Origin of the sequence: Vibrio sp. Vb1755 (assembly GCF_033338635.1) — a bacterium.
GTDB classification, from domain to species: Bacteria; Pseudomonadota; Gammaproteobacteria; order Enterobacterales; family Vibrionaceae; genus Vibrio; species Vibrio alginolyticus.
Genome location: NZ_JAWOTA010000035.1, coordinates 21,734 through 41,705 on the forward strand (window position 1 = coordinate 21,734; position 19,972 = coordinate 41,705).

The following is a 19,972-nucleotide window of genomic DNA, read 5'->3' on the forward strand; positions in this document are numbered from 1 at the left end:
CTCACCCTCCCTTAATGAAAAACGATAATAATTGTGATGAGCAAGGCTACTTCGTTAATGAGGTAATGCCCTAATCTGCCTCCCCTTTACACCGTCTCAAAATGCGAGGTTGTACGAGAATGACTCAGTTATATTACTTTATTGTGCGTTAAAACGGTGATTTGATGCGAAAACTTTATGTAAATAAATTACTTGTGAGCTTTCTTATCTACGCCTTCTCTCTTTAAGAGCCACAAGATCACCACCAATACTTACACAGCATCTCCAAGTTCAATGAAGAAAAGATTAATGGCCCGTCTTAATCATGCCTGTTTATCCAATCAACCTTTAGACCTTTGGCTAACTTAACAGTTTATTAACATAACGTTTTGCCCCTTTGTTCGCTGCAAAAGCCCATAATATGGGGGTTCTTCATTTTTAACACCCCGACTAAAGTTGAAAAGAGTTATTGCCAACACCTTGCTAATGTACATATTGAAACATTTCATTAACAACAATACCAATCGTAAGGAGACGGCAATGGCATTTGAAAGCGAAGAAAGAGCCAAAGCCTATTGGGACAAAAACGTGAAGCTCATGATCGGCCTAATGGTCATCTGGTTCGTCGTGTCTTTCGGCTGCGGCATTTTATTTGTCGACGTACTAAATCAATTTCAACTAGGCGGTTACAAACTCGGTTTCTGGTTTGCTCAACAAGGCTCCATCTATGCGTTCCTAGGAATTATTTTCTATTACGCATGGAAGATGCGCCAAATTGACCGTGAATTCGGCGTGGACGAATAAGGAGTCACTCAGATGGATTTGAAAACTATTACCTACCTGGTCGTTGGCGCCACGTTCATCCTGTACATCGGGATTGCTATTTGGGCTCGCGCCGGATCAACCAAAGAGTTTTATGTTGCTGGTGGCGGTGTAAACCCGATTGCAAACGGTATGGCAACCGCAGCCGATTGGATGTCCGCAGCGTCGTTTATCTCAATGGCAGGCTTAATTGCCTTCATGGGCTATGGCGGCTCCGTATTTCTAATGGGTTGGACTGGTGGCTACGTTCTGCTTGCGCTGTTGCTAGCGCCTTACCTACGCAAATTTGGTAAGTTTACGGTGCCAGAGTTTGTTGGTGAACGCTTTTACTCCAACACAGCACGTATCGTAGCGGTTGTTTGTCTTATCATCGCATCAGTGACTTATGTTATCGGTCAGATGAAAGGCGTGGGCGTTGCGTTTGGTCGCTTCTTAGAAGTGGATTACTCCACTGGCCTATTAATTGGTATGTGTATCGTTTTCATGTACGCGGTTCTTGGCGGCATGAAAGGCATCACTTACACGCAGATTGCTCAATATTGCGTACTCATTCTTGCTTACACTATCCCTGCAATCTTTATCTCTCTGCAACTCACTGGTAACCCAATCCCACAAATTGGTCTAGGGAGTACCATGGCTGGTACCGATGTCTATCTACTCGATCGGCTTGACCAAGTGGTGACCGAACTCGGATTCAGTGAATACACGACCCAAGTACGTGGCGACACACTTAATATGTTTGTCTACACCATGTCACTGATGATTGGTACTGCCGGTCTACCACACGTAATTATCCGTTTCTTTACCGTGCCGAAGGTTCGCGACGCACGTACATCAGCAGGTTGGGCTCTGATCTTCATCGCCATCCTTTACACTACTGCACCAGCGGTATCAGCGATGGCTCGTCTCAACCTAATGAATACGGTAAATCCAGCTCCGGGTCAGCACCTAGCGTATGACGAGCGTCCTGCGTGGTTCAAAAACTGGGAAACAACTGGACTACTCGGTTTTGACGATAAAAATGGCGATGGCAATATCCAATACACTTCAGATGCGTCCACCAACGAACTGCGCGTTGATAACGACATCATGGTATTGGCTAACCCAGAGATCGCTAAACTACCAAACTGGGTGATTGCACTTGTGGCAGCAGGTGGTCTTGCAGCTGCACTATCTACCGCAGCAGGTTTACTACTCGCCATTTCTTCAGCTATTTCCCATGACTTAATCAAAGGGGTTATCAATCCGAACATATCCGAGAAAAAAGAGCTACTTGCTAGTCGAATATCAATGGCAGTAGCGATAGCAGCCGCAGGCTATCTCGGTTTAAATCCGCCTGGATTTGCCGCAGGTACGGTAGCACTCGCCTTTGGTCTTGCCGCTTCATCCATCTTCCCTGCATTGATGATGGGCATCTTCAGCAAGAGCATCAACAAAGAAGGCGCAATCGCCGGTATGATTGCGGGTATCAGTATTACGCTGTTCTACGTATTCCAACACAAAGGCATCCTTTTCGTTGCTGATTGGAAATATCTAGAAAGCTGGGGAACAAACTGGTTCCTGGGTATTGAGCCAAACGCGTTTGGTGCTATTGGCGCACTATTTAACTTCATCGTCGCATTCGCTGTATCCAAAGTAACAGCAGAAACGCCACAAGAAGTAAAAGACCTAGTCGAACACGTTCGCGTGCCAGTAGGTGCTGGTAGTGCAGTGGATCACTAAAAACTAATCAAAACCACAAAAGCCCCGTTTGGAACCAGCCGTCCGGGGCTTTTTTATTCTCACTTTTCAGTTACCATATTCGCAGTATGTCGTTGCAAGGAAGCCAAGATGTTCAAAAACAAGCACTTTATTCTCGCTCTACTGATTGCGCCAGTTCTCTCTTTGATCGCTTACTTCGGTACCGATATGGCCCTCAGCGAGAAGCCCCACGCGGCGCAAGAAGGGGAAACTTACAAACTCGCGAGTAAGTCTAATTGTCGTTACACCAGTGGTCTGTGTGATATGGAAAATGGCGATTTTAAAGTGAAATTTCGCTCGGAAAAACTCACTAAAAATAACTTAGAATTATCACTCAACGCCGCTTACCCACTCGAAGGTGTTAAAGTTTCTATTGTGAGTGACAAAGAGAAAAACGCTCAACCGATTGATATGAAGCCCGCCGATCAAGCAGGCCAAAGCTGGTACATCACCTTACCAAAGCCTGCATCTGCAGAAAGCTGGTTAAGAGTCGTCATTCAATCAGGCGGTACACTGTATTATGGTGAAACACAAACCGCATTTGTGAAGTACGAAACCTTATTTACTGAATAACGGTGACAAGCTAATTCACCGGTATTCAAACGACAGTGACTTAGTTTCACTCAGCATAAATGAATTCCTACTCAGCCGACGCCTTTGCGTCGGCTTTTGTTTCCGTAAGTCTTTCTTCAACAACCTCTTACTCTAAAAAGGGTTGCCAACTCACAAGTTAATTGATAATAATTATCATTACATTTAATGAGAGGTGGTTATGGACAACAAACGGGACATCTTTAACGCATTTTTTAAAGCCCAAGATAGATTCCTTCTCGCCGCACCACATGGCTTTGAGCCAGACGTGATTCATGACTATATTCATTGGGGAATGGTGTTGTCTTCTTGTTATGAACACGATGCCGATGAAGAAAATCTATTGTTGTGTGAGCTGTTTTTACGTCAGGTTTATTTCCATTTACTAGACGCAATTCAAGACTCAACTCGCAGTCGTATCTTCCGTCGTGTCTGTCTCGATTCTATCCATACGCCATTATTCTGTCTCAAACGCTATTACTACCAGTTTGAACAAGGCGACGTGAAATTTCTCGCACTACAACAACAATTACGCCTGATTCAAATCTCACTTGATTAACCAAAAGGATCCCTACCATGAGCACCGAATTCCGCATAGAAACTGACAGTATGGGCGAAGTTACTGTCCCTGCAGATGCTCTCTACCAAGCCCAGACTCAACGCGCCGTCGATAACTTCTCATTCAGTCAACATAAAATGCCATCTGGTTTTATCAAAGCGTTAGCACACATCAAGCAGACTGCGGCACTCACCAACGCACAGCTAGGGCTGCTTGAAGGAGATATTGCCAACGCGATTGCTGACGCAGCTCAAGCAATTATCGAAGGCAATCATATTGAGCAATTCCCAATTGACGTGTTCCAAACAGGATCAGGCACTAGCTCAAATATGAATGCGAATGAAGTAATTGCAACACTGGCCTCCCAGCATCTAGGCGGCACTGTCAGCCCTAATGATCACGTCAACATGGGACAAAGCAGCAACGATGTGGTACCGACGGCCATTCAAGTTAGCGCAGCATTAGCCATTGAAAAACAGCTCTTCCCGGCCCTGTCACACCTAAGCCAAACACTAGAGTCTAAGCAACAAGCATTGAAAGATGTTGTAAAAACCGGTCGCACCCACTTAATGGATGCGATGCCAATTACCTTTGCTCAAGAACTTGGCGGTTGGCAGTTCCAAATCGAGCATGCAAAACAAGCGATTGAACAAACACTTCCTGCTGTAAAAGCCTTAGCCCAAGGTGGTACGGCGGTTGGAACGGGGATCAATGCCGATCCACGCTTTGCAGACTTATTCGCTAGCAACCTAACCCAGTCAACTCGTATTCAGTTCACGGCCAGTGATAACTTCTTTTTCAATTTAAGCAGTCAAGATGCGATCGTCGCTCTGTCGGGACAGCTCAAAACAGCAGCAGTTGCGATCATGAAGATCGCAAACGATCTTCGTTGGATGAATTCAGGCCCATTGGCTGGTTTAGGTGAGATAGAATTACAAGGCTTGCAACCGGGTTCTTCCATCATGCCTGGCAAAGTAAATCCTGTGATCCCAGAAGCCGCAGCGATGGCATCAGCGCAAGTCATTGGTAATGACACCACCATTACCGTCGCAGGCCAAGCGGGCAACTTCCAGCTTAACGTCATGTTGCCAGTTATTGCTCATAACGTATTGGAGAGCATCGAGTTACTCTCTAACAGCGCAACCGCTTTAGCTGACAAAGCCATTGCGACGTTTGAAGTTCGCCAAGATAACTTGGATGTAGCACTCGCCAAAAACCCAATTTTGGTCACGGCTCTCAACCCGGTCATTGGTTACCTAAAAGCGGCAGAAGTCGCGAAAAAAGCCTACAAACAGGGGCGCGCGATTATTGATGTCGCGGAAGAAGAAACTGATTTGGATAGAGCCACACTAGAGCGATTGCTTAATCCAGCCAAACTGACCCAAGGCGGCGTCGCAGAATAAACGGCAAACTCAGCCTATCAACTAAGATTACAAACATCGAGACCTCCATTCGGAGGTCTCTTTTATAGCGATTTTTCAAACACTCCAATCCTAAGCGACTCGATTGAGCACCGAACGCAACTTAAGCGGCTTAACTGGCTTAGCAATAAAGCTGAACCCATTTGCTTTGATGCCATCAAGCATATCATCGGTACGATCTGCACTGATGATGACGCCTTCAAAGCTGTGGCCTAATCTCAGGCGGCATTGCTGTAGCACTTCTAAACCAGTACGACCATCATCAAGTCGGTAATCGGAGAAAATTACATCCGGAATCCAACCATCCTCAAGCGCTTGTAGACTTTCAACTAAATCAATCGCAACTCGTGTATCGCAACCCCATCGGGAAAGTAAGTTTTCCATGCCGACTAGAATGTCAGGCTCATTATCGACACATAGGATTCTCAGATGACCAAGTTCAGATTGCTTATTCATCGCCACGTGAACTGGATGAGGCTGAACATGATCAGCTTTATCTAGGGTGATGGAAAAAACACTGCCTTTTCCAACCCAAGAGCGCATCGAAATTTCATGCCCAAGTACCTGAGCAATTCCTTTCGAAATCGCCAAACCAAGTCCGAGACCTTGGTCGGAACGAACTTGAGTTCCGCGATTAAACTCTTCAAAAATCTCTTGCTGCTTCTCTTCTTCAATCCCCACTCCATTATCCCATACATCAATACGCACTCGCCCTTTCACGCGGCGAACACCGAGTGCGACTTTGCCATTCGGGTTATAACGAAACGCATTGGTCAGGAAGTTTTGCACCACACGGCGCAGCAGTTTGGGATCCGACTTAACCATGAGTGAGGACGGAATCATGGTGAACTCTATACCTTGCTGTTTGGCTAACGCACTAAACTCAGCATTCAAATTCGATAACACATCATTTAACGCAAAGCCATGCACGTTGACTTCCAACTTGCCCGATTCCAAACGCGAGATATCCAGCAAATCTCCAATTAAGTCTTCGGCAGCCTCTAAAGCACTTTCAATGTGTGCTGACAGCTTTTTGGCTTCGCTGTCTTTGGCGACTTCCGATAGTGAAGATGCGAATAGACGCGCCGCGTTGAGCGGTTGCATCAAGTCATGGCTTACTGCCGCCAAGAACCGTGATTTGGACTTCGATTCCAAATCAGAGCGCTGCGTCGCTTCCACCAGCTGCTTGTTGAGTTGTTCTAATTCTCGAGTCCGCAGACGTACCCTTTCTTCCAATGTCTCGTTGGCGTCTTTCAGTGCTTGCTCTGCATCACGGAATACGGTGATGTCGGTAAAGCTCATCACAAAGCCACCACCTGGCATTGGGTTACCTTGCACCTCTATCACGCGACCATCGGGACGAACCCGAGAAGAGGTGTGCCGAGTCCCTTGCTCAAGGTGATAAACACGGCGACGAACGTGGTCATCAGGGTCACCAGGGCCACACAACCCCTGCTCTGCATTGTGCCGAATCACATCCGCAATCGGTCGACCTACTTGAATCAGGCCTGGCGGAAATTCAAAGAGTTCTAAATAGCGTTGGTTCCACGCTACCAAGCGTAGTTGCTTATCGACGACCGCAATACCTTGTCCAATATGCTCAATCGCGCCTTGGAGTAAACCCCGACTAAAATCGTACAGTTCAGAGGCTTCATCGACGATAGTCGCCACCTCTTCAAGCTGCATGTTTCTTCCTTGCAGAGCGGAAGTAAGTACTAACTTAGCAGAAGATGCTCCAAATACCCCTGCTAGCACACGCTCCGTATGCCGAATCAGAGAAGATGGCGCTTGTTGATTCGGCATCAACTCTTCTCGTTGCTGGCTCCAGTAGGCTTGAAACGCCGCTTTAACTCGCGTTCGTCCTACAAATCTGGATGCTAGCATTTCCAGTTCTGCAACCGTAACGCGGCTCTGGTACAGACTCATATTTTCGCTTTCAGGCAACGGTGTACCAACGAATGATGCCGATTGTAAGCGCTCACTTAGGCTTGGTCGGGTAGCCATAGAAACCACAACAAAACACACTGCATTAGCGACCACGCTGAGGATCATCCCCCAATCTGAAATCGCGATATCAAAGCTAGCCAATACCTCTGGTGGCGTAATCAACCAGATCAGGAAGTTATTACTGGCGTCTCCGGCAAGCATGTCTGTTTGGCTCATTAACGTAATCAACCAGGTAGCAAAACCCACCGCGAGGCCAACATACACACCTTTCTTATTCCCTTGACGCCAATACATACCGCCAACCAGCGCAGGAGCGAATTGCGTGATAGCCGCGAACGATAGAAAGCCGATAGCAGAAAGTGAATGAATGGTGTCCAACGCTTGATAGAAACACCACGCGCCAATCAACAAAACTAAAATCAAACCACGGCGGATCCGCAGTAATAATTCAGAAAAATGGTGATGGTTACGCTGCGTCAGTCGCATGCGACGCAATAGCAATGGCATAACCAAGTCATTCGAGACCATGATCGCTAAGGCAATCGTCGATACGATAACCATGCCACTTGCCGCTGAAGTACCGCCTAGAAACGCAAGCAAGGCGATTTCACTCGCCCCTACCGACATCGGCACACTGATGACATAAGTATCAGGCGAAGCGCCACTCAAGAGACCTTGCCCTACCCATGCAATAGGTAAGACAAAAATCCCCATTAAGATCAGATAAATGGGGAACAACCAACGCGCCACGTGCAAATCTTGAGCACGTTCATTTTCCACCACCATCGTATGGAATTGTCGCGGAAGGCAAACGATCGCCAGCATCGTGAGTACAGTATGAATCAATATAGTCGGGATATTTGGTGACTGATACGTCTGTGCGGCAACATCTATTAAGCTCAAACTCTCGGTGTTCATCGCCAACCAAACAATGAAGACACCAACCACTAAAAAAGCCAGCAGTTTGATAATGGATTCGAAGGCAATTGCCATCATCATCCCACGATGGTGTTCCGTGTTATCAATGTGGCGGGTACCGAATAGCATCGTAAAAATCGCCAATGCGACCACAACAAACCACGACACGCTATCGTTTTGATAACCAAAATCAGTAGCCAGCTCTGGTGCAATGATTTCAAGCCCCATAGTGATACCACGCAGCTGTAAAGCGATGTACGGCAAAATTCCCGCAACCGCTATGAGCGTAACAACCACGGCCAAACCTTGGGATTTACCGTAGCGTGCTCCGATAAAGTCAGCAATCGACGTGATGTGTTCCCGTTTAGCAATCAAAATAAGCCGAGCTAAAACGCGCCATCCGATGGTAAACACTAAAATGGGGGCGATATAGATGGGCAAGAAAGACCAAGGATTACTGCTGGCTTGCCCGACCGTGCCGTAGAAGGTCCACGATGTACAGTACACCGCAATGGAAAGGCTATAAATCCAAGGCCGCCAGCGCGCTAGCCACCTTTTCTGAATGTCGCCGTACCACGCGATGATAAATAAAGCTCCCAAATACGCTAAAGAAACGGGAACCACCAGCCATCCTTGCATCCGATATCCTTTCTTGCCTTTCTTGCTACTTTTAAAGCAAGAGAATAAAAAAACCTCTCCATGAGGGAGAGGTTTCATTTAACACTGCTTTGATAACGGAGACAAAGCTTAGTTTTTAACCTTTGTTACATAAGTCTAATTCTGTGTTTCAAGTGGCTTGTCTGATACATCAACCACCTGATGTGGGTCTTGCGAATCAAGCTTGATGAACAGAGCCAATAACCCCATCGCGGCCATGCCCCAGAACACAAGCGGTCCCCAGTGCTCATAACCCCAGCCACTCAATACGGTCATTAACGCGATAAATGCGCCCAACGGAATCGCGTTATACAACGCTTGCAACGCTACGATCTTATTTTCTTCGGAGTTTTGGATATATTGGATCGCGGCAATGTGTGCGGTAGCGAAAGTCACACCATGCAATAGTTGAACAATCACCAAAGCAATAATTGATGTTGTCGACGCCGTAATACCCCAACGCATCATTACACCAACGGCAGCAGCAATAAACAGCGCGCGTATTGACCAACCTACGAATAAGCGCTTACTCAGTGCAAACACTGCCACTTCTGCGGCCACTCCTAAGCTCCACAAGTAGCCAATGACATCTTCCGAGTGACCAGCGGCCTTCCAGTGAATCGCACTAAAGCCGTAGTAAGCCGCATGACTGCCCTGAATTAGTGACACCAACACTAAGAATTTTAGTATCGGCTTGTCGGTCAAAAGAGCGGTCAGCTTTGGACGTTCTGCGCTTTGCCCACCGTGCGTTACAGGCATTGGGTTAGTCGGTCGCATAGCAAACAGCAACGAGATAAACACGCCGAACATCGCAGTGTACAAGATCATATCGGAGCCAAATTCAGCCACCAGGTAGCCCACTGCCGTCGAGCCTGCGATAAAGGCGATCGAACCCCATAGCCGCGTGCGGCCATAATCGAGCATTTTCAGGCGAGCGTAGTAATTTGCCATCGCGTCCGACAACGGAATAATCGGTCCACAACAAAGATTGAACAACACTGTCGCTAGTGCCATTAACCAAAAGCTACCACCCGTAAAAAAGTGAAATCCAACAAAAAGGAGGGCAGCGAAACTCAACCAACGTAAAGCAGGCATAAGATGTTCGACTTTGTGTACTCGTGGGGTGATCACGATATTGGCAACACAACGTGTCGCAAGGCCTAACCCGACCAGCAAACCGATATCTGTCGAAGATACGCCCTGATCCTTAAACCAAAGTGACCAAAATGGCAGATACACGCCATACGCAAAGAAGAATCCGAGAAAGTACTGGGAAATCCAGCCATACGGAGAAGGTTTCAACATTACTAATATCCTAAAACGGGAACACCAACGTTCGAGCCGGGAATTATGGATCGCCATGCGTATTATAAAAAGGGAAGAATAAGAAACTTATCGTTTCCTCGATGGAATACTAACTTTGCGACATTTGGCATCTTCAAACGAAAACATCGTAATTTAGACCAAAGTCGTCTGGCTTCCGGTAAGAAATTTGTCAGACTTAGAGAGTGTTCCTTCCATCATTATTGGGTGTTCTCATGCCTGACAAATTTAACATGCAATCTCCACCGTTCGATCGCTTAACTGAAGCACAACAATCGCGACTGCGATCGTCTCTGGACGTCGCCTACTATCGAGCTCGAGATGTTATTTTATCCTGCGGACAGAAGAACCCCCACTTACATATTCTGATCAAAGGCGCGGTAGAAGAGCGCTCCAACGATCAACAGGAAGTGTTCGCACATTATGCCAACGACGATATGTTCGATGTACGCTCGTTACTTGAAGACAAGGTACGTCATCACTACATCGCGCTTGAGGACACGCTCTCTTACCTACTGCCGAAAGAAGTTTTCCTTGCCCTTTACAACGAAAATGGCCAGTTTGCAGCCTATTTCGATAACAATTTATCGAAACGGCAAGAGCTCATCGAAGCGGCCCATCAACAGCAAAACTTAGCGGAGTTTATTCTCACTAAAGTTGACCGCAGCATTTATCACCCACCGATGATCCTTGAACCAAATACACCAATTAACGAGGTAACACGTTCCTTAAAAGAAAATGGGATTGACGCTGCATTGGTTCAACTCCATGGCGATGATCCACGATTGGAAAAATGGCCATCAGCCCACCCGTACGCAATAGTGACTCGTACTAATATGCTGCATTCTGTGATGATAGATGGTTGCGCGCTCGACACACCAGTGGGTGAGATCGCGAGCTTTCCTGTTTATCACGTTGATGATGGTGACTTTCTATTCAACGCCATGATCACAATGACCAGAAATAGAATGAAACGCCTCATGGTATGTGAAGGCAACCGAGCCGTCGGCATGCTGGATATGACCCAAATTCTCAGCGCGTTCTCAACCCACTCTCACGTGTTAACGCTCAGTATTGCTCGAGCAAGCAGCGTGGAAGAGCTCGCTTTGGCCTCAAACCGCCAACGTCAATTGGTCGAGAGCTTATTGAAAAACGGCATCCGCACTCGCTTCATCATGGAGCTTATCTCAGCCGTAAACGAACAAATTATCGAGAAAGCGTTCGAGTTAGTGATACCACCAGCCTTGCACGACCATTGTTGCTTGATCGTACTCGGCTCTGAAGGCCGAGGAGAGCAAATTCTCAAAACCGATCAAGACAATGCCCTGATTATTCAAGATGGTTTGGAATGGCCTCATTGCGAACAAGTGATGCAATCCTTCACACACACCCTACAACAGCTCGGTTATCCACTTTGCCCTGGTAAAGTGATGGTTAACAACCCGAAATGGGTCAAAACACAGCAAGAATGGATAAGTACCCTAAACCACTGGATAGCTAAAGCCGAACCAGAACAAATCATGGACTTAGCTATTTTCAGTGACGCCCATGCTGTTGCTGGGAATTGCGAGCTGCTGGCTCCAATTGCGGCGCATCTTCGTGACACAATGAAAGATCGCATGTTGATATTGTCTGACTTTACTCGCCCTGCCTTGCAGTTTTCGGTGCCCCTAACTCTATTTGGCAACGTAAAAAGTGCTAAAGACGGATTGGACATTAAACGCGGCGGTATTTTCCCAATTGTACACGGCATTCGCACCTTGTCTTTGGAATATGCCATTGAGGAGAAGAACACGTTTGAGCGCATTGAAGCTCTGAGAAATAAGCGCATCTTAGAATCCGAAACGGCAGATAATCTCAACGAAGCACTGAAATTGTTCTTTAAACTTCGCCTTAATCAGCAACTCAAAAAGCAAGAAGCGTTGAATAACATTGATATTAAACAACTGGATAGAACTGAGCGTGATTTGCTTCGCCACAGCTTACATGTGGTGAAGAAATTTAAGCAATTTTTAGGCTTCCATTATCAAATTCGTGATTAACCCTGATTTTCATAAATCACAGAGGCGTAAGCAATGAACTGGTTACAACGCAAATACTGGCATTACAAATTGAAAGGCTCGCCTTATCAGTCGCTGTTTTGCACGCCAGATAAAACAGAATACGTCTCTCTTGACTGCGAAACCACCAGCCTTGACCCAAATCGCGCCGAGCTGGTGACTATTGCAGCCACCAAGATCATCGACAACCGCATCATCACCAGTCAACCATTTGAAGTCCGCTTACGCGCGCCGCAATCGCTCGACTCTGGCTCGGTCAAGATCCATCGAATTCGCCACCAAGACTTAGTCGATGGCATCAGTGAAAAAGAGGCGCTGCTCGAGCTGCTCGACTTTATCGGCAACCGACCACTTGTGGGCTATCACATTCGTTACGATAAAAAGATCTTAGACCTTGCTTGTCTGAGGCAACTTGGCTTCCCACTTCCTAACCCACTCATCGAGGTCAGTCAGATTTATCACGATAAGTTGGAACGACATTTGCCGAATGCCTATTTCGACTTAAGTCTGGATGCCATTTGTAAACACCTCGAACTTCCTATCCAAGACAAACACGACGCCTTGCAAGACGCGATTTCTGCCGCTTTGGTCTTTGTCCGCTTAACGAAAGGCGATTTACCCAACCTAACCGCACCGTATACATAAAAATCAGTTGACCTAGCTCCCAGAAATACTTTTGTTTCAGCGATTTCCCGGCGCTTCTATCACTCTCATCCTAAAGTCTAATTGTGGAAATACGCGCGGTGACTGACAGTTATAAGCACAACGTCGTCATTACCACGACCAAGTTATTTAGAACCAAAAAACAGCCCTACAAAAATATATTCAAAATCTTATCTAGATTGGTGTAAGGCCGAGAAATAAGGCACAAGGAGAGAAGCCATGAGCGAAGCCCACGTTTATCCGGTAAAAGAAAATATTAAAACTCATACACACGCGGATAATGATACTTACTTAGCCATGTATCAGCAGTCGGTAACCGATCCAGAGGGCTTCTGGAACGAACACGGCAAAATCGTTGATTGGATCAAACCTTTCACCAAAGTAAAAAGCACTTCTTTCGACACTGGCCATGTTGATATTCGCTGGTTTGAAGATGGCACACTGAACGTCTCGGCTAACTGTATTGACCGTCATCTTGCAGAACACGGGGATGACGTCGCCATCATTTGGGAAGGCGATGATCCAGCCGACGACAAAACACTCACTTTCAACGAACTGCACAAAGAAGTGTGTAAATTCTCCAACGCATTGAAAGAGCAAGGCGTACGCAAGGGCGACGTGGTGTGTCTATACATGCCAATGGTGCCAGAAGCTGCAGTGGCTATGCTCGCTTGTACCCGTATTGGTGCGGTTCACACCGTAGTATTTGGCGGTTTCTCACCAGAAGCGCTATCCGGCCGTATCATCGACTCTGACGCTAAAGTCGTGATCACCGCAGACGAAGGCGTACGTGGCGGACGCGCTGTTCCACTGAAAAAGAACGTGGATGAAGCACTAACCAACCCAGACGTAAAAACCATCAATAAAGTCGTCGTGCTTAAACGTACAGGTGGTGATGTTGAATGGCATGAACACCGTGATGTTTGGTGGCACGAAGCAACAGCCAACGTTTCTGACGTTTGCCCACCAGAAGAGATGAAAGCCGAAGACCCGCTGTTCATCCTCTACACATCTGGCTCGACAGGTAAACCTAAAGGCGTACTACATACTACAGGCGGTTACCTCGTCTACGCGGCAATGACCTTTAAATATGTCTTCGATTATCAACCAGGTGAAACCTTCTGGTGTACCGCGGATGTGGGCTGGATTACAGGCCATACTTACCTAATTTATGGTCCACTAGCGAACGGGGCCAAAACCATTCTGTTTGAAGGTGTTCCAAACTACCCAAGCACGGCTCGTATGAGTGAAGTGGTGGATAAGCACCAAGTGAACATTCTCTACACTGCGCCAACCGCTATTCGTGCACTAATGGCAAAAGGTAACGAAGCGGTAGCAGGGACATCACGTTCAAGCTTACGTGTAATGGGTTCAGTAGGTGAGCCTATCAACCCTGAAGCGTGGGAGTGGTACTACAAAACGATTGGTAACGAGAGCTCGCCTATCGTTGATACTTGGTGGCAAACAGAGACCGGCGGTATCTTAATTGCACCACTACCAGGCGCAACAGACTTAAAACCAGGCTCAGCAACTCGACCATTCTTCGGAGTCCAACCTGCACTGGTTGATAACATGGGCAACATCATTGAAGAAACCACAGCAGAAGGTAACTTGGTGATCCTTGATTCATGGCCAGGTCAGATGCGTACTGTTTATGGCGACCACGAACGCTTTGAACAGACCTACTTCTCAACTTTCAAGGGAATGTACTTTACTAGTGATGGTGCTCGTCGTGACGAAGACGGCTACTACTGGATCACTGGCCGTGTTGATGACGTACTAAACGTGTCGGGTCACCGTATGGGTACCGCTGAAATTGAATCAGCGCTAGTGGCGCACCACAAGATTGCAGAAGCGGCGATTGTTGGTATTCCACATGACATCAAAGGCCAAGCTATCTACGCTTACATTACATTGAACGATGGTGAATTCCCGTCAGCAGAGCTACACAAAGAAGTGAAAGATTGGGTGCGTAAAGAAATTGGTCCAATTGCAACACCAGATGTACTGCACTGGACGGATTCCTTACCGAAGACTCGTTCTGGTAAGATCATGCGTCGAATCCTGCGTAAAATTGCAACGGGTGATACCAGCAACCTCGGAGACACATCAACGCTTGCCGATCCGAGCGTTGTAGATAAACTTATCGCAGAGAAAGCAGAATTGGCATAAATTCAACCAACTGTTTTAAAAGCACTTTAAAAACCGCCATCACTCATGGCGGTTTTTTGCTTTAGTGCACAAATTGGCCACACAAAAAATATGGCAATTATGTTGTTTTTGTTAACTTGGTTACAGAAACGAGAGTGGCTATTAGGAGATTAGACCAGTAAATTGCTGCTAATTGCTATGAATTAGCTATAATCTTGGTCGATTTTTTAAAATTTGCTCGGTTTTAACAAAAAAATCGTGCTGAACTATCGTATATTTGGGAATATAAACGTTCCACTCACGATAAGGGAAGATAGCAACACAATGTCTGCAAAGTCACGGATTCTTGTTCTAAACGGACCAAATCTTAATCTATTGGGTCTGCGCGAACCGACACACTATGGTCACAGTACCTTAGCTCAAGTTGTGGATACTCTTACAGAGCAAGCCCATAACGCTGGGGTAGAACTGGAACACCTACAATCAAATCGTGAGTACGAACTGATTGAAGCCATTCACGCTGCCTATGGCAAGATTGACTTCATCATCATCAATCCAGCGGCTTTCACTCATACTAGTGTGGCGCTGCGAGATGCATTACTTGGCGTCGCCATCCCATTTATTGAGGTGCACTTATCAAATGTGCACGCACGTGAACCATTCCGTCATCACTCTTACCTGTCAGATAAAGCAGAGGGTGTGATTTGCGGTTTAGGCGCACAAGGTTATGAATTTGCTCTGTCTGCAGCGATCAATAAGCTACAGGCAAAGTAACCCTAACACTCTGCAACCCTACGAGGGTTGTCTTAATCACAAGATAAAAGAGAAAGAAAAGATGGATATTCGTAAAATCAAGAAGCTAATTGAGTTAGTTGAAGAGTCTGGCATTGCTGAGCTAGAGATCTCTGAAGGTGAAGAGTCAGTGCGCATCAGCCGTCATGGCACTGCAGCCCCTCAAGCACCAATTCACTACGCAGCAGCTCCAGCGGCGGCACCTGCTCCAGTAGCAGCGGCACCAGTAGCGGAAGCGCCAGCAGCAGAAGCTCCAGCAGCAACACCTGCAGGTCACCAAGTTCTTTCTCCAATGGTTGGTACTTTCTACCGCTCTCCAAGCCCAGACTCTAAAGCATTCGTAGAAGTGGGTCAGAAAGTAAATGCTGGCGATACTCTATGTATTGTTGAAGCAATGAAAATGATGAACCAAATCGAAGCGGACAAATCTGGCGTTGTTACAGCAATCCTAGCTGAAGACGGCCAACCAGTTGAATTCGACCAACCTCTTGTTGTAATCGAATAAGCGGGGCTTGCCTTATGCTAGACAAAGTAGTCATCGCGAACCGAGGTGAAATTGCACTTCGTATTCTTCGCGCTTGTAAAGAATTAGGTATTAAGACCGTCGCTGTTCACTCGACAGCTGACCGCGATCTTAAGCACGTACTGCTCGCAGACGAAACCGTATGTATCGGCCCTGCTCGTGGTATCGACAGCTACCTAAACATTCCACGCATCATTTCTGCAGCAGAAGTGACTGGTGCTGTTGCTATCCACCCAGGTTACGGCTTCCTGTCTGAGAACGCAGACTTCGCAGAGCAAGTTGAGCGCAGTGGTTTCATCTTCGTTGGTCCAAAGGCAGACACTATCCGCCTAATGGGCGATAAAGTATCTGCTATCAATGCAATGAAGAAAGCAGGCGTTCCTTGTGTACCGGGTTCTGACGGCCCTCTAGACAATGACGAAGAGAAAAACAAAGCATTTGCTAAGCGCATTGGTTACCCAGTAATCATCAAAGCATCTGGCGGCGGCGGCGGTCGTGGTATGCGTGTTGTTCGAGCAGAGAAAGACCTTATCCAAGCCATTGCAATGACACGTGCTGAAGCAAAAGCGGCGTTCAACAATGACATGGTTTACATGGAGAAATTCCTAGAAAACCCTCGTCACGTTGAAGTTCAGGTTATTGCTGACGGTCAAGGCGGCGCAATCCACCTTGGTGAGCGTGACTGTTCAATGCAACGCCGTCACCAAAAAGTAGTGGAAGAAGCTCCAGCACCTGGTATCACCGAAGAAATGCGTAAGTACATCGGTGAACGCTGTACTCGTGCATGTATCGAGATCGGTTACCGCGGCGCAGGTACGTTTGAATTCCTATACGAGAACGGTGAGTTCTACTTCATCGAAATGAACACTCGTATTCAGGTAGAGCACCCAGTAACAGAGATGGTTACTGGCATCGACCTAATCAAAGAACAGCTTCGTGTTGCAGCGGGTCAGCCTCTGTCATTCACTCAAGATGATATTAAGATCCGTGGCCATGCGATTGAGTGTCGTATCAACGCAGAAGACCCTGAGCGCTTCCTACCATCTCCGGGTAAGATCGAGCGTTTCCACGCTCCTGGCGGTATGGGTGTACGTTGGGAATCTCATATCTACACAGGCTACACAGTACCACCTCATTACGATTCAATGATTGGTAAACTGATCACTTACGGTGAGAACCGTGATGTAGCGATTGCACGTATGAAAAACGCACTGGGTGAGATGATCATCGAAGGCATCAAAACTAACGTGCCACTGCAATTCTCCATTATGAATGACGAAAACTTCCAACACGGTGGTGCAAACATCCACTACCTAGAGAAGAAGCTTGGCTTACAATAAGCCTAAGCAAACGTCTTAAAAAATGCCCACTCCCGTGGGCATTTTTGTTTTATATGTACGCAAAGGGCTCAACATATAAATCGGCTTATTTGGGTATATACTCAAACAAATCGTAGAGTTCTGGTAAACTCTGCGCCACTTCATTCACTTTAAGAGCAAAAACCAATGCCTTGGATTCAAATCAAACTCAACGCGACCAATGAAAACGCTGAGCAAATCGGCGATATGCTAATGGAAGAGACTGGCGCGCTGTCTGTTACATTCTTAGACGCGCAGGATACACCTGTATTCGAACCTCTACCTGGCGAAACTCGCTTATGGGGCGATACTGATATTCTGGCACTGTATGATGCAGAAGCAGACACTAACTTCATCATCGACCAAATTAAAGCGAGCAATATGCTGGCTGACAATTTTGCTTACAAAGTAGAACAGCTTGAAGATAAAGACTGGGAACGCGAATGGATGGAAAACTTCCACCCAATGAAATTTGGTGAACGCCTATGGATTTGCCCAAGCTGGCGCGACATTCCAGATCCTGACGCTGTTAATGTTATGTTGGATCCAGGCCTTGCATTCGGTACGGGTACTCACCCTACAACAGCACTTTGTCTTGAGTGGCTAGAAAGCATGGACTTAAGCGGTAAGACCGTTATCGACTTCGGTTGTGGCTCAGGTATTCTTGCGATCGCAGCGATCAAACTGGGCGCTGAAAAAGTGATAGGGATCGACATTGATCCTCAAGCCCTGCTTGCTTCAAAAGACAATGCTGAGCGTAATGGCGTTGCAGACAAACTAGAAGTTTACTTACCGCAAAATCAACCAGAAGGTCTCGTCGCTGACGTCGTTGTGGCCAACATCCTTGCGGGACCTTTACGTGAACTTGCACCTATCATCAAAGGACTAGTTAAGCCAAATGGCGACCTCGCTATGTCCGGCGTATTAGACACTCAAGCTGAAGATGTTGCGAACTATTACCGTGACGAGCTTCACATTGACCCGATTGTTGAGCAAAGTGAATGGTGTCGCATCTCTGGTCGTAAGCAAGGCTAGACAAGGTTTTCAGAGCTAATTGTTTGAAATTCATACAATTTACAAAAACAATTTGTAAATGCTCAAATATTAGTCTTTTCACGCAGTGAAAAAATGCGTAAAATGCGCGCCCTTGCTGGTACAGAACTGTGATGACGTTTTGAAAATCGGAAACTATCAACTTAAGAACAATCTAATCGTAGCCCCTATGGCTGGTGTAACGGATAGACCGTTTCGCGAGTTGTGTCTTCGCTATGGTGCGGGAATGGCCGTCAGTGAAATGATGTCTGCTAACCCAAAACTATGGGGAACGTCAAAGTCGAAACAGCGCATGGTACACGAGGGCGAATCGGGCATTCGCTCTGTACAGATTGCGGGTTCCGATCCACAGCTTATGGCGGACGCAGCTCAATTCAGTGTTGAGAACGGTGCACAAATCATCGACATCAACATGGGCTGCCCGGCAAAAAAAGTGAATAAGAAGCTAGCGGGCTCTGCTCTGCTTCAATACCCAAACATTATCGAAGAGATTTTGAAAGCGGTCGTGAATGCAGTGGACGTTCCTGTAACGTTAAAGACTCGAACTGGCTGGGATACAGACAACAAGAACTGTGTCCAGATCGCTAAATTAGCCGAAAACTGCGGCATACAAGCTCTTGCTCTGCATGGCAGAACGAAAGCATGTATGTACAAAGGTGAGGCCGAATATGACAGCATTAAAGCGGTAAAAGAGGCGATTTCAATTCCGGTTATCGCGAACGGTGATATCGATAGCCCGGAGAAAGCCAAATTTGTACTGGAGTACACCGGTGCGGACGCTTTAATGATTGGACGCCCTGCCCAGGGTCGTCCTTGGATTTTCCAGGAAATCCATCACTATTTGGAAAACGGCACCACAATGGAGGAACTTCCAACTGAGGAAGTGAAAACCATTATGCTTGGTCATGTAAATGCTCTGCATGAGTTTTATGGGGAGTTCTTAGGTCCACGTATCGCGCGCAAGCACGTTGGGTGGTACCTGAAAGAGCATGAACAGGCAAGTGAGTTTCGCCGTACCTTCAACGCGATCGACGCAGCTCCGCTGCAAATTGAGGCGTTAGAAGGTTATTTTGATAACGTTGCATCATAATTAAGAGAAGAGCTAGACCGAATATGTTCGAACAAAATCTGACTTCAGAAGCATTAACAGTAACTACAGTAACGTCACAAGACCAGATTACTCAGAAGCCTTTACGTGACTCTGTTAAAGCGTCTCTTAAAAACTACCTTGCTCAACTAAACGGCCAGGAAGTAACAGAACTATACGAATTAGTTCTAGCTGAAGTTGAACAGCCACTACTAGATACTATCATGCAGTACACTCGCGGTAACCAAACTCGCGCAGCAACTATGATGGGTATCAACCGCGGTACTCTTCGCAAGAAACTTAAGAAATACGGCATGAACTAAGACCG

Annotated in this window: 16 protein-coding genes; 14 read left to right on the forward strand and 2 right to left on the reverse strand. The window is 46.7% G+C overall.

Going from position 1 to position 19,972, the window contains the following annotated elements; all coding sequences use genetic code 11:
• Positions 1-519 precede the first annotated feature (519 nt).
• The 5 genes from R7E00_RS20730 to R7E00_RS20750 all read left to right on the forward strand — a co-directional run bounded on the left by R7E00_RS20730 (position 520) and on the right by R7E00_RS20750 (position 5,094).
• On the forward strand, positions 520-783 hold the full coding sequence (locus R7E00_RS20730) for a DUF4212 domain-containing protein (RefSeq protein ID WP_005382373.1): 264 nt from the start codon (positions 520-522) through the stop codon (positions 781-783).
• Between the two features lie 12 nt (positions 784-795).
• Positions 796-2,523 (forward strand): sodium:solute symporter family protein, encoded by a 1,728-nt coding sequence (locus R7E00_RS20735; protein WP_005382372.1) that lies wholly within the window; start codon positions 796-798, stop codon positions 2,521-2,523.
• A gap of 108 nt (positions 2,524-2,631) precedes the next feature.
• Positions 2,632-3,114: a hypothetical protein gene (locus R7E00_RS20740; RefSeq protein ID WP_005382371.1), complete on the forward strand. Its 483-nt coding sequence runs from the start codon at positions 2,632-2,634 to the stop codon at positions 3,112-3,114.
• Positions 3,115-3,313: 199 nt separating this feature from the next.
• Positions 3,314-3,691 carry a hypothetical protein gene (locus R7E00_RS20745; protein WP_005382370.1) on the forward strand — a complete coding sequence of 126 codons (378 nt, stop codon included), beginning with the start codon at positions 3,314-3,316 and terminating at the stop codon, positions 3,689-3,691.
• Between the two features lie 17 nt (positions 3,692-3,708).
• Positions 3,709-5,094, forward strand: a complete 1,386-nt coding sequence (locus R7E00_RS20750) for a class II fumarate hydratase (protein WP_005386369.1) — start codon at positions 3,709-3,711, stop codon at positions 5,092-5,094.
• 90 nt (positions 5,095-5,184) lie between these two features.
• Here R7E00_RS20750 and R7E00_RS20755 read toward each other — a convergent pair whose 3' ends face one another.
• Complete coding sequence (locus R7E00_RS20755; protein ID WP_154204972.1) at positions 5,185-8,616, reverse strand: PAS-domain containing protein; 3,432 nt, start codon at positions 8,614-8,616, stop codon at positions 5,185-5,187.
• Between the two features lie 135 nt (positions 8,617-8,751).
• A complete protein-coding gene (locus tag R7E00_RS20760) occupies positions 8,752-9,939 on the reverse strand; it encodes a 3-phenylpropionate MFS transporter (protein WP_005382367.1) in 1,188 nt (395 codons plus the stop codon).
• Positions 9,940-10,172: 233 nt separating this feature from the next.
• On the opposite strand from R7E00_RS20760, the gene R7E00_RS20765 reads away from it, so the two are divergent.
• From R7E00_RS20765 to fis, 9 genes are all read left to right on the forward strand, one after another.
• Positions 10,173-11,999, forward strand: a complete 1,827-nt coding sequence (locus R7E00_RS20765; RefSeq protein ID WP_005382365.1) for a DUF294 nucleotidyltransferase-like domain-containing protein — start codon at positions 10,173-10,175, stop codon at positions 11,997-11,999.
• Positions 12,000-12,032: 33 nt separating this feature from the next.
• Entirely contained in the window at positions 12,033-12,662 is a 630-nt protein-coding gene (locus R7E00_RS20770; RefSeq protein WP_005382363.1) for a 3'-5' exonuclease, read from the forward strand.
• A gap of 237 nt (positions 12,663-12,899) precedes the next feature.
• Positions 12,900-14,852: an acetate--CoA ligase gene (acs, locus tag R7E00_RS20775; protein WP_262606405.1), complete on the forward strand. Its 1,953-nt coding sequence runs from the start codon at positions 12,900-12,902 to the stop codon at positions 14,850-14,852.
• Positions 14,853-15,155: 303 nt separating this feature from the next.
• Positions 15,156-15,605 carry a type II 3-dehydroquinate dehydratase gene (gene aroQ / locus R7E00_RS20780; protein WP_005382360.1) on the forward strand — a complete coding sequence of 150 codons (450 nt, stop codon included), beginning with the start codon at positions 15,156-15,158 and terminating at the stop codon, positions 15,603-15,605.
• A gap of 61 nt (positions 15,606-15,666) precedes the next feature.
• Complete coding sequence (gene accB, locus R7E00_RS20785) at positions 15,667-16,128, forward strand: acetyl-CoA carboxylase biotin carboxyl carrier protein (protein WP_005386355.1); 462 nt, start codon at positions 15,667-15,669, stop codon at positions 16,126-16,128.
• A 14-nt stretch (positions 16,129-16,142) separates the two neighbouring features.
• Positions 16,143-17,486 (forward strand): acetyl-CoA carboxylase biotin carboxylase subunit, encoded by a 1,344-nt coding sequence (gene accC / locus R7E00_RS20790; RefSeq protein ID WP_005382509.1) that lies wholly within the window; start codon positions 16,143-16,145, stop codon positions 17,484-17,486.
• A gap of 165 nt (positions 17,487-17,651) precedes the next feature.
• The gene (gene prmA / locus R7E00_RS20795) at positions 17,652-18,539 is read left to right on the forward strand and encodes a 50S ribosomal protein L11 methyltransferase (RefSeq protein ID WP_005382507.1); all 888 of its coding nucleotides are present in this window, start codon (positions 17,652-17,654) and stop codon (positions 18,537-18,539) included.
• Positions 18,540-18,678: 139 nt separating this feature from the next.
• Positions 18,679-19,647: a tRNA dihydrouridine synthase DusB gene (gene dusB / locus R7E00_RS20800; protein ID WP_005382505.1), complete on the forward strand. Its 969-nt coding sequence runs from the start codon at positions 18,679-18,681 to the stop codon at positions 19,645-19,647.
• A 23-nt stretch (positions 19,648-19,670) separates the two neighbouring features.
• Complete coding sequence (gene fis, locus R7E00_RS20805; protein WP_000462885.1) at positions 19,671-19,967, forward strand: DNA-binding transcriptional regulator Fis; 297 nt, start codon at positions 19,671-19,673, stop codon at positions 19,965-19,967.
• Positions 19,968-19,972 lie beyond the last annotated feature (5 nt).

Bases quoted from the DNA above. Each gene is read 5' to 3' on its own strand.
- R7E00_RS20730 (WP_005382373.1), top strand. From the start codon at position 520: ATGGCATTTGAAAGCGAAGAAAGAGCCAAAGCCTATTGGGACAAAAAC.
- R7E00_RS20735 (WP_005382372.1), top strand. From the start codon at position 796: ATGGATTTGAAAACTATTACCTACCTGGTCGTTGGCGCCACGTTCATC.
- R7E00_RS20740 (WP_005382371.1), top strand. From the start codon at position 2,632: ATGTTCAAAAACAAGCACTTTATTCTCGCTCTACTGATTGCGCCAGTT.
- R7E00_RS20745 (WP_005382370.1), top strand. From the start codon at position 3,314: ATGGACAACAAACGGGACATCTTTAACGCATTTTTTAAAGCCCAAGAT.
- R7E00_RS20750 (WP_005386369.1), top strand. From the start codon at position 3,709: ATGAGCACCGAATTCCGCATAGAAACTGACAGTATGGGCGAAGTTACT.
- R7E00_RS20755 (WP_154204972.1), bottom strand. From the start codon at position 8,616: ATGCAAGGATGGCTGGTGGTTCCCGTTTCTTTAGCGTATTTGGGAGCT.
- R7E00_RS20760 (WP_005382367.1), bottom strand. From the start codon at position 9,939: ATGTTGAAACCTTCTCCGTATGGCTGGATTTCCCAGTACTTTCTCGGA.
- R7E00_RS20765 (WP_005382365.1), top strand. From the start codon at position 10,173: ATGCCTGACAAATTTAACATGCAATCTCCACCGTTCGATCGCTTAACT.
- R7E00_RS20770 (WP_005382363.1), top strand. From the start codon at position 12,033: ATGAACTGGTTACAACGCAAATACTGGCATTACAAATTGAAAGGCTCG.
- acs (WP_262606405.1), top strand. From the start codon at position 12,900: ATGAGCGAAGCCCACGTTTATCCGGTAAAAGAAAATATTAAAACTCAT.
- aroQ (WP_005382360.1), top strand. From the start codon at position 15,156: ATGTCTGCAAAGTCACGGATTCTTGTTCTAAACGGACCAAATCTTAAT.
- accB (WP_005386355.1), top strand. From the start codon at position 15,667: ATGGATATTCGTAAAATCAAGAAGCTAATTGAGTTAGTTGAAGAGTCT.
- accC (WP_005382509.1), top strand. From the start codon at position 16,143: ATGCTAGACAAAGTAGTCATCGCGAACCGAGGTGAAATTGCACTTCGT.
- prmA (WP_005382507.1), top strand. From the start codon at position 17,652: ATGCCTTGGATTCAAATCAAACTCAACGCGACCAATGAAAACGCTGAG.
- fis (WP_000462885.1), top strand. From the start codon at position 19,671: ATGTTCGAACAAAATCTGACTTCAGAAGCATTAACAGTAACTACAGTA.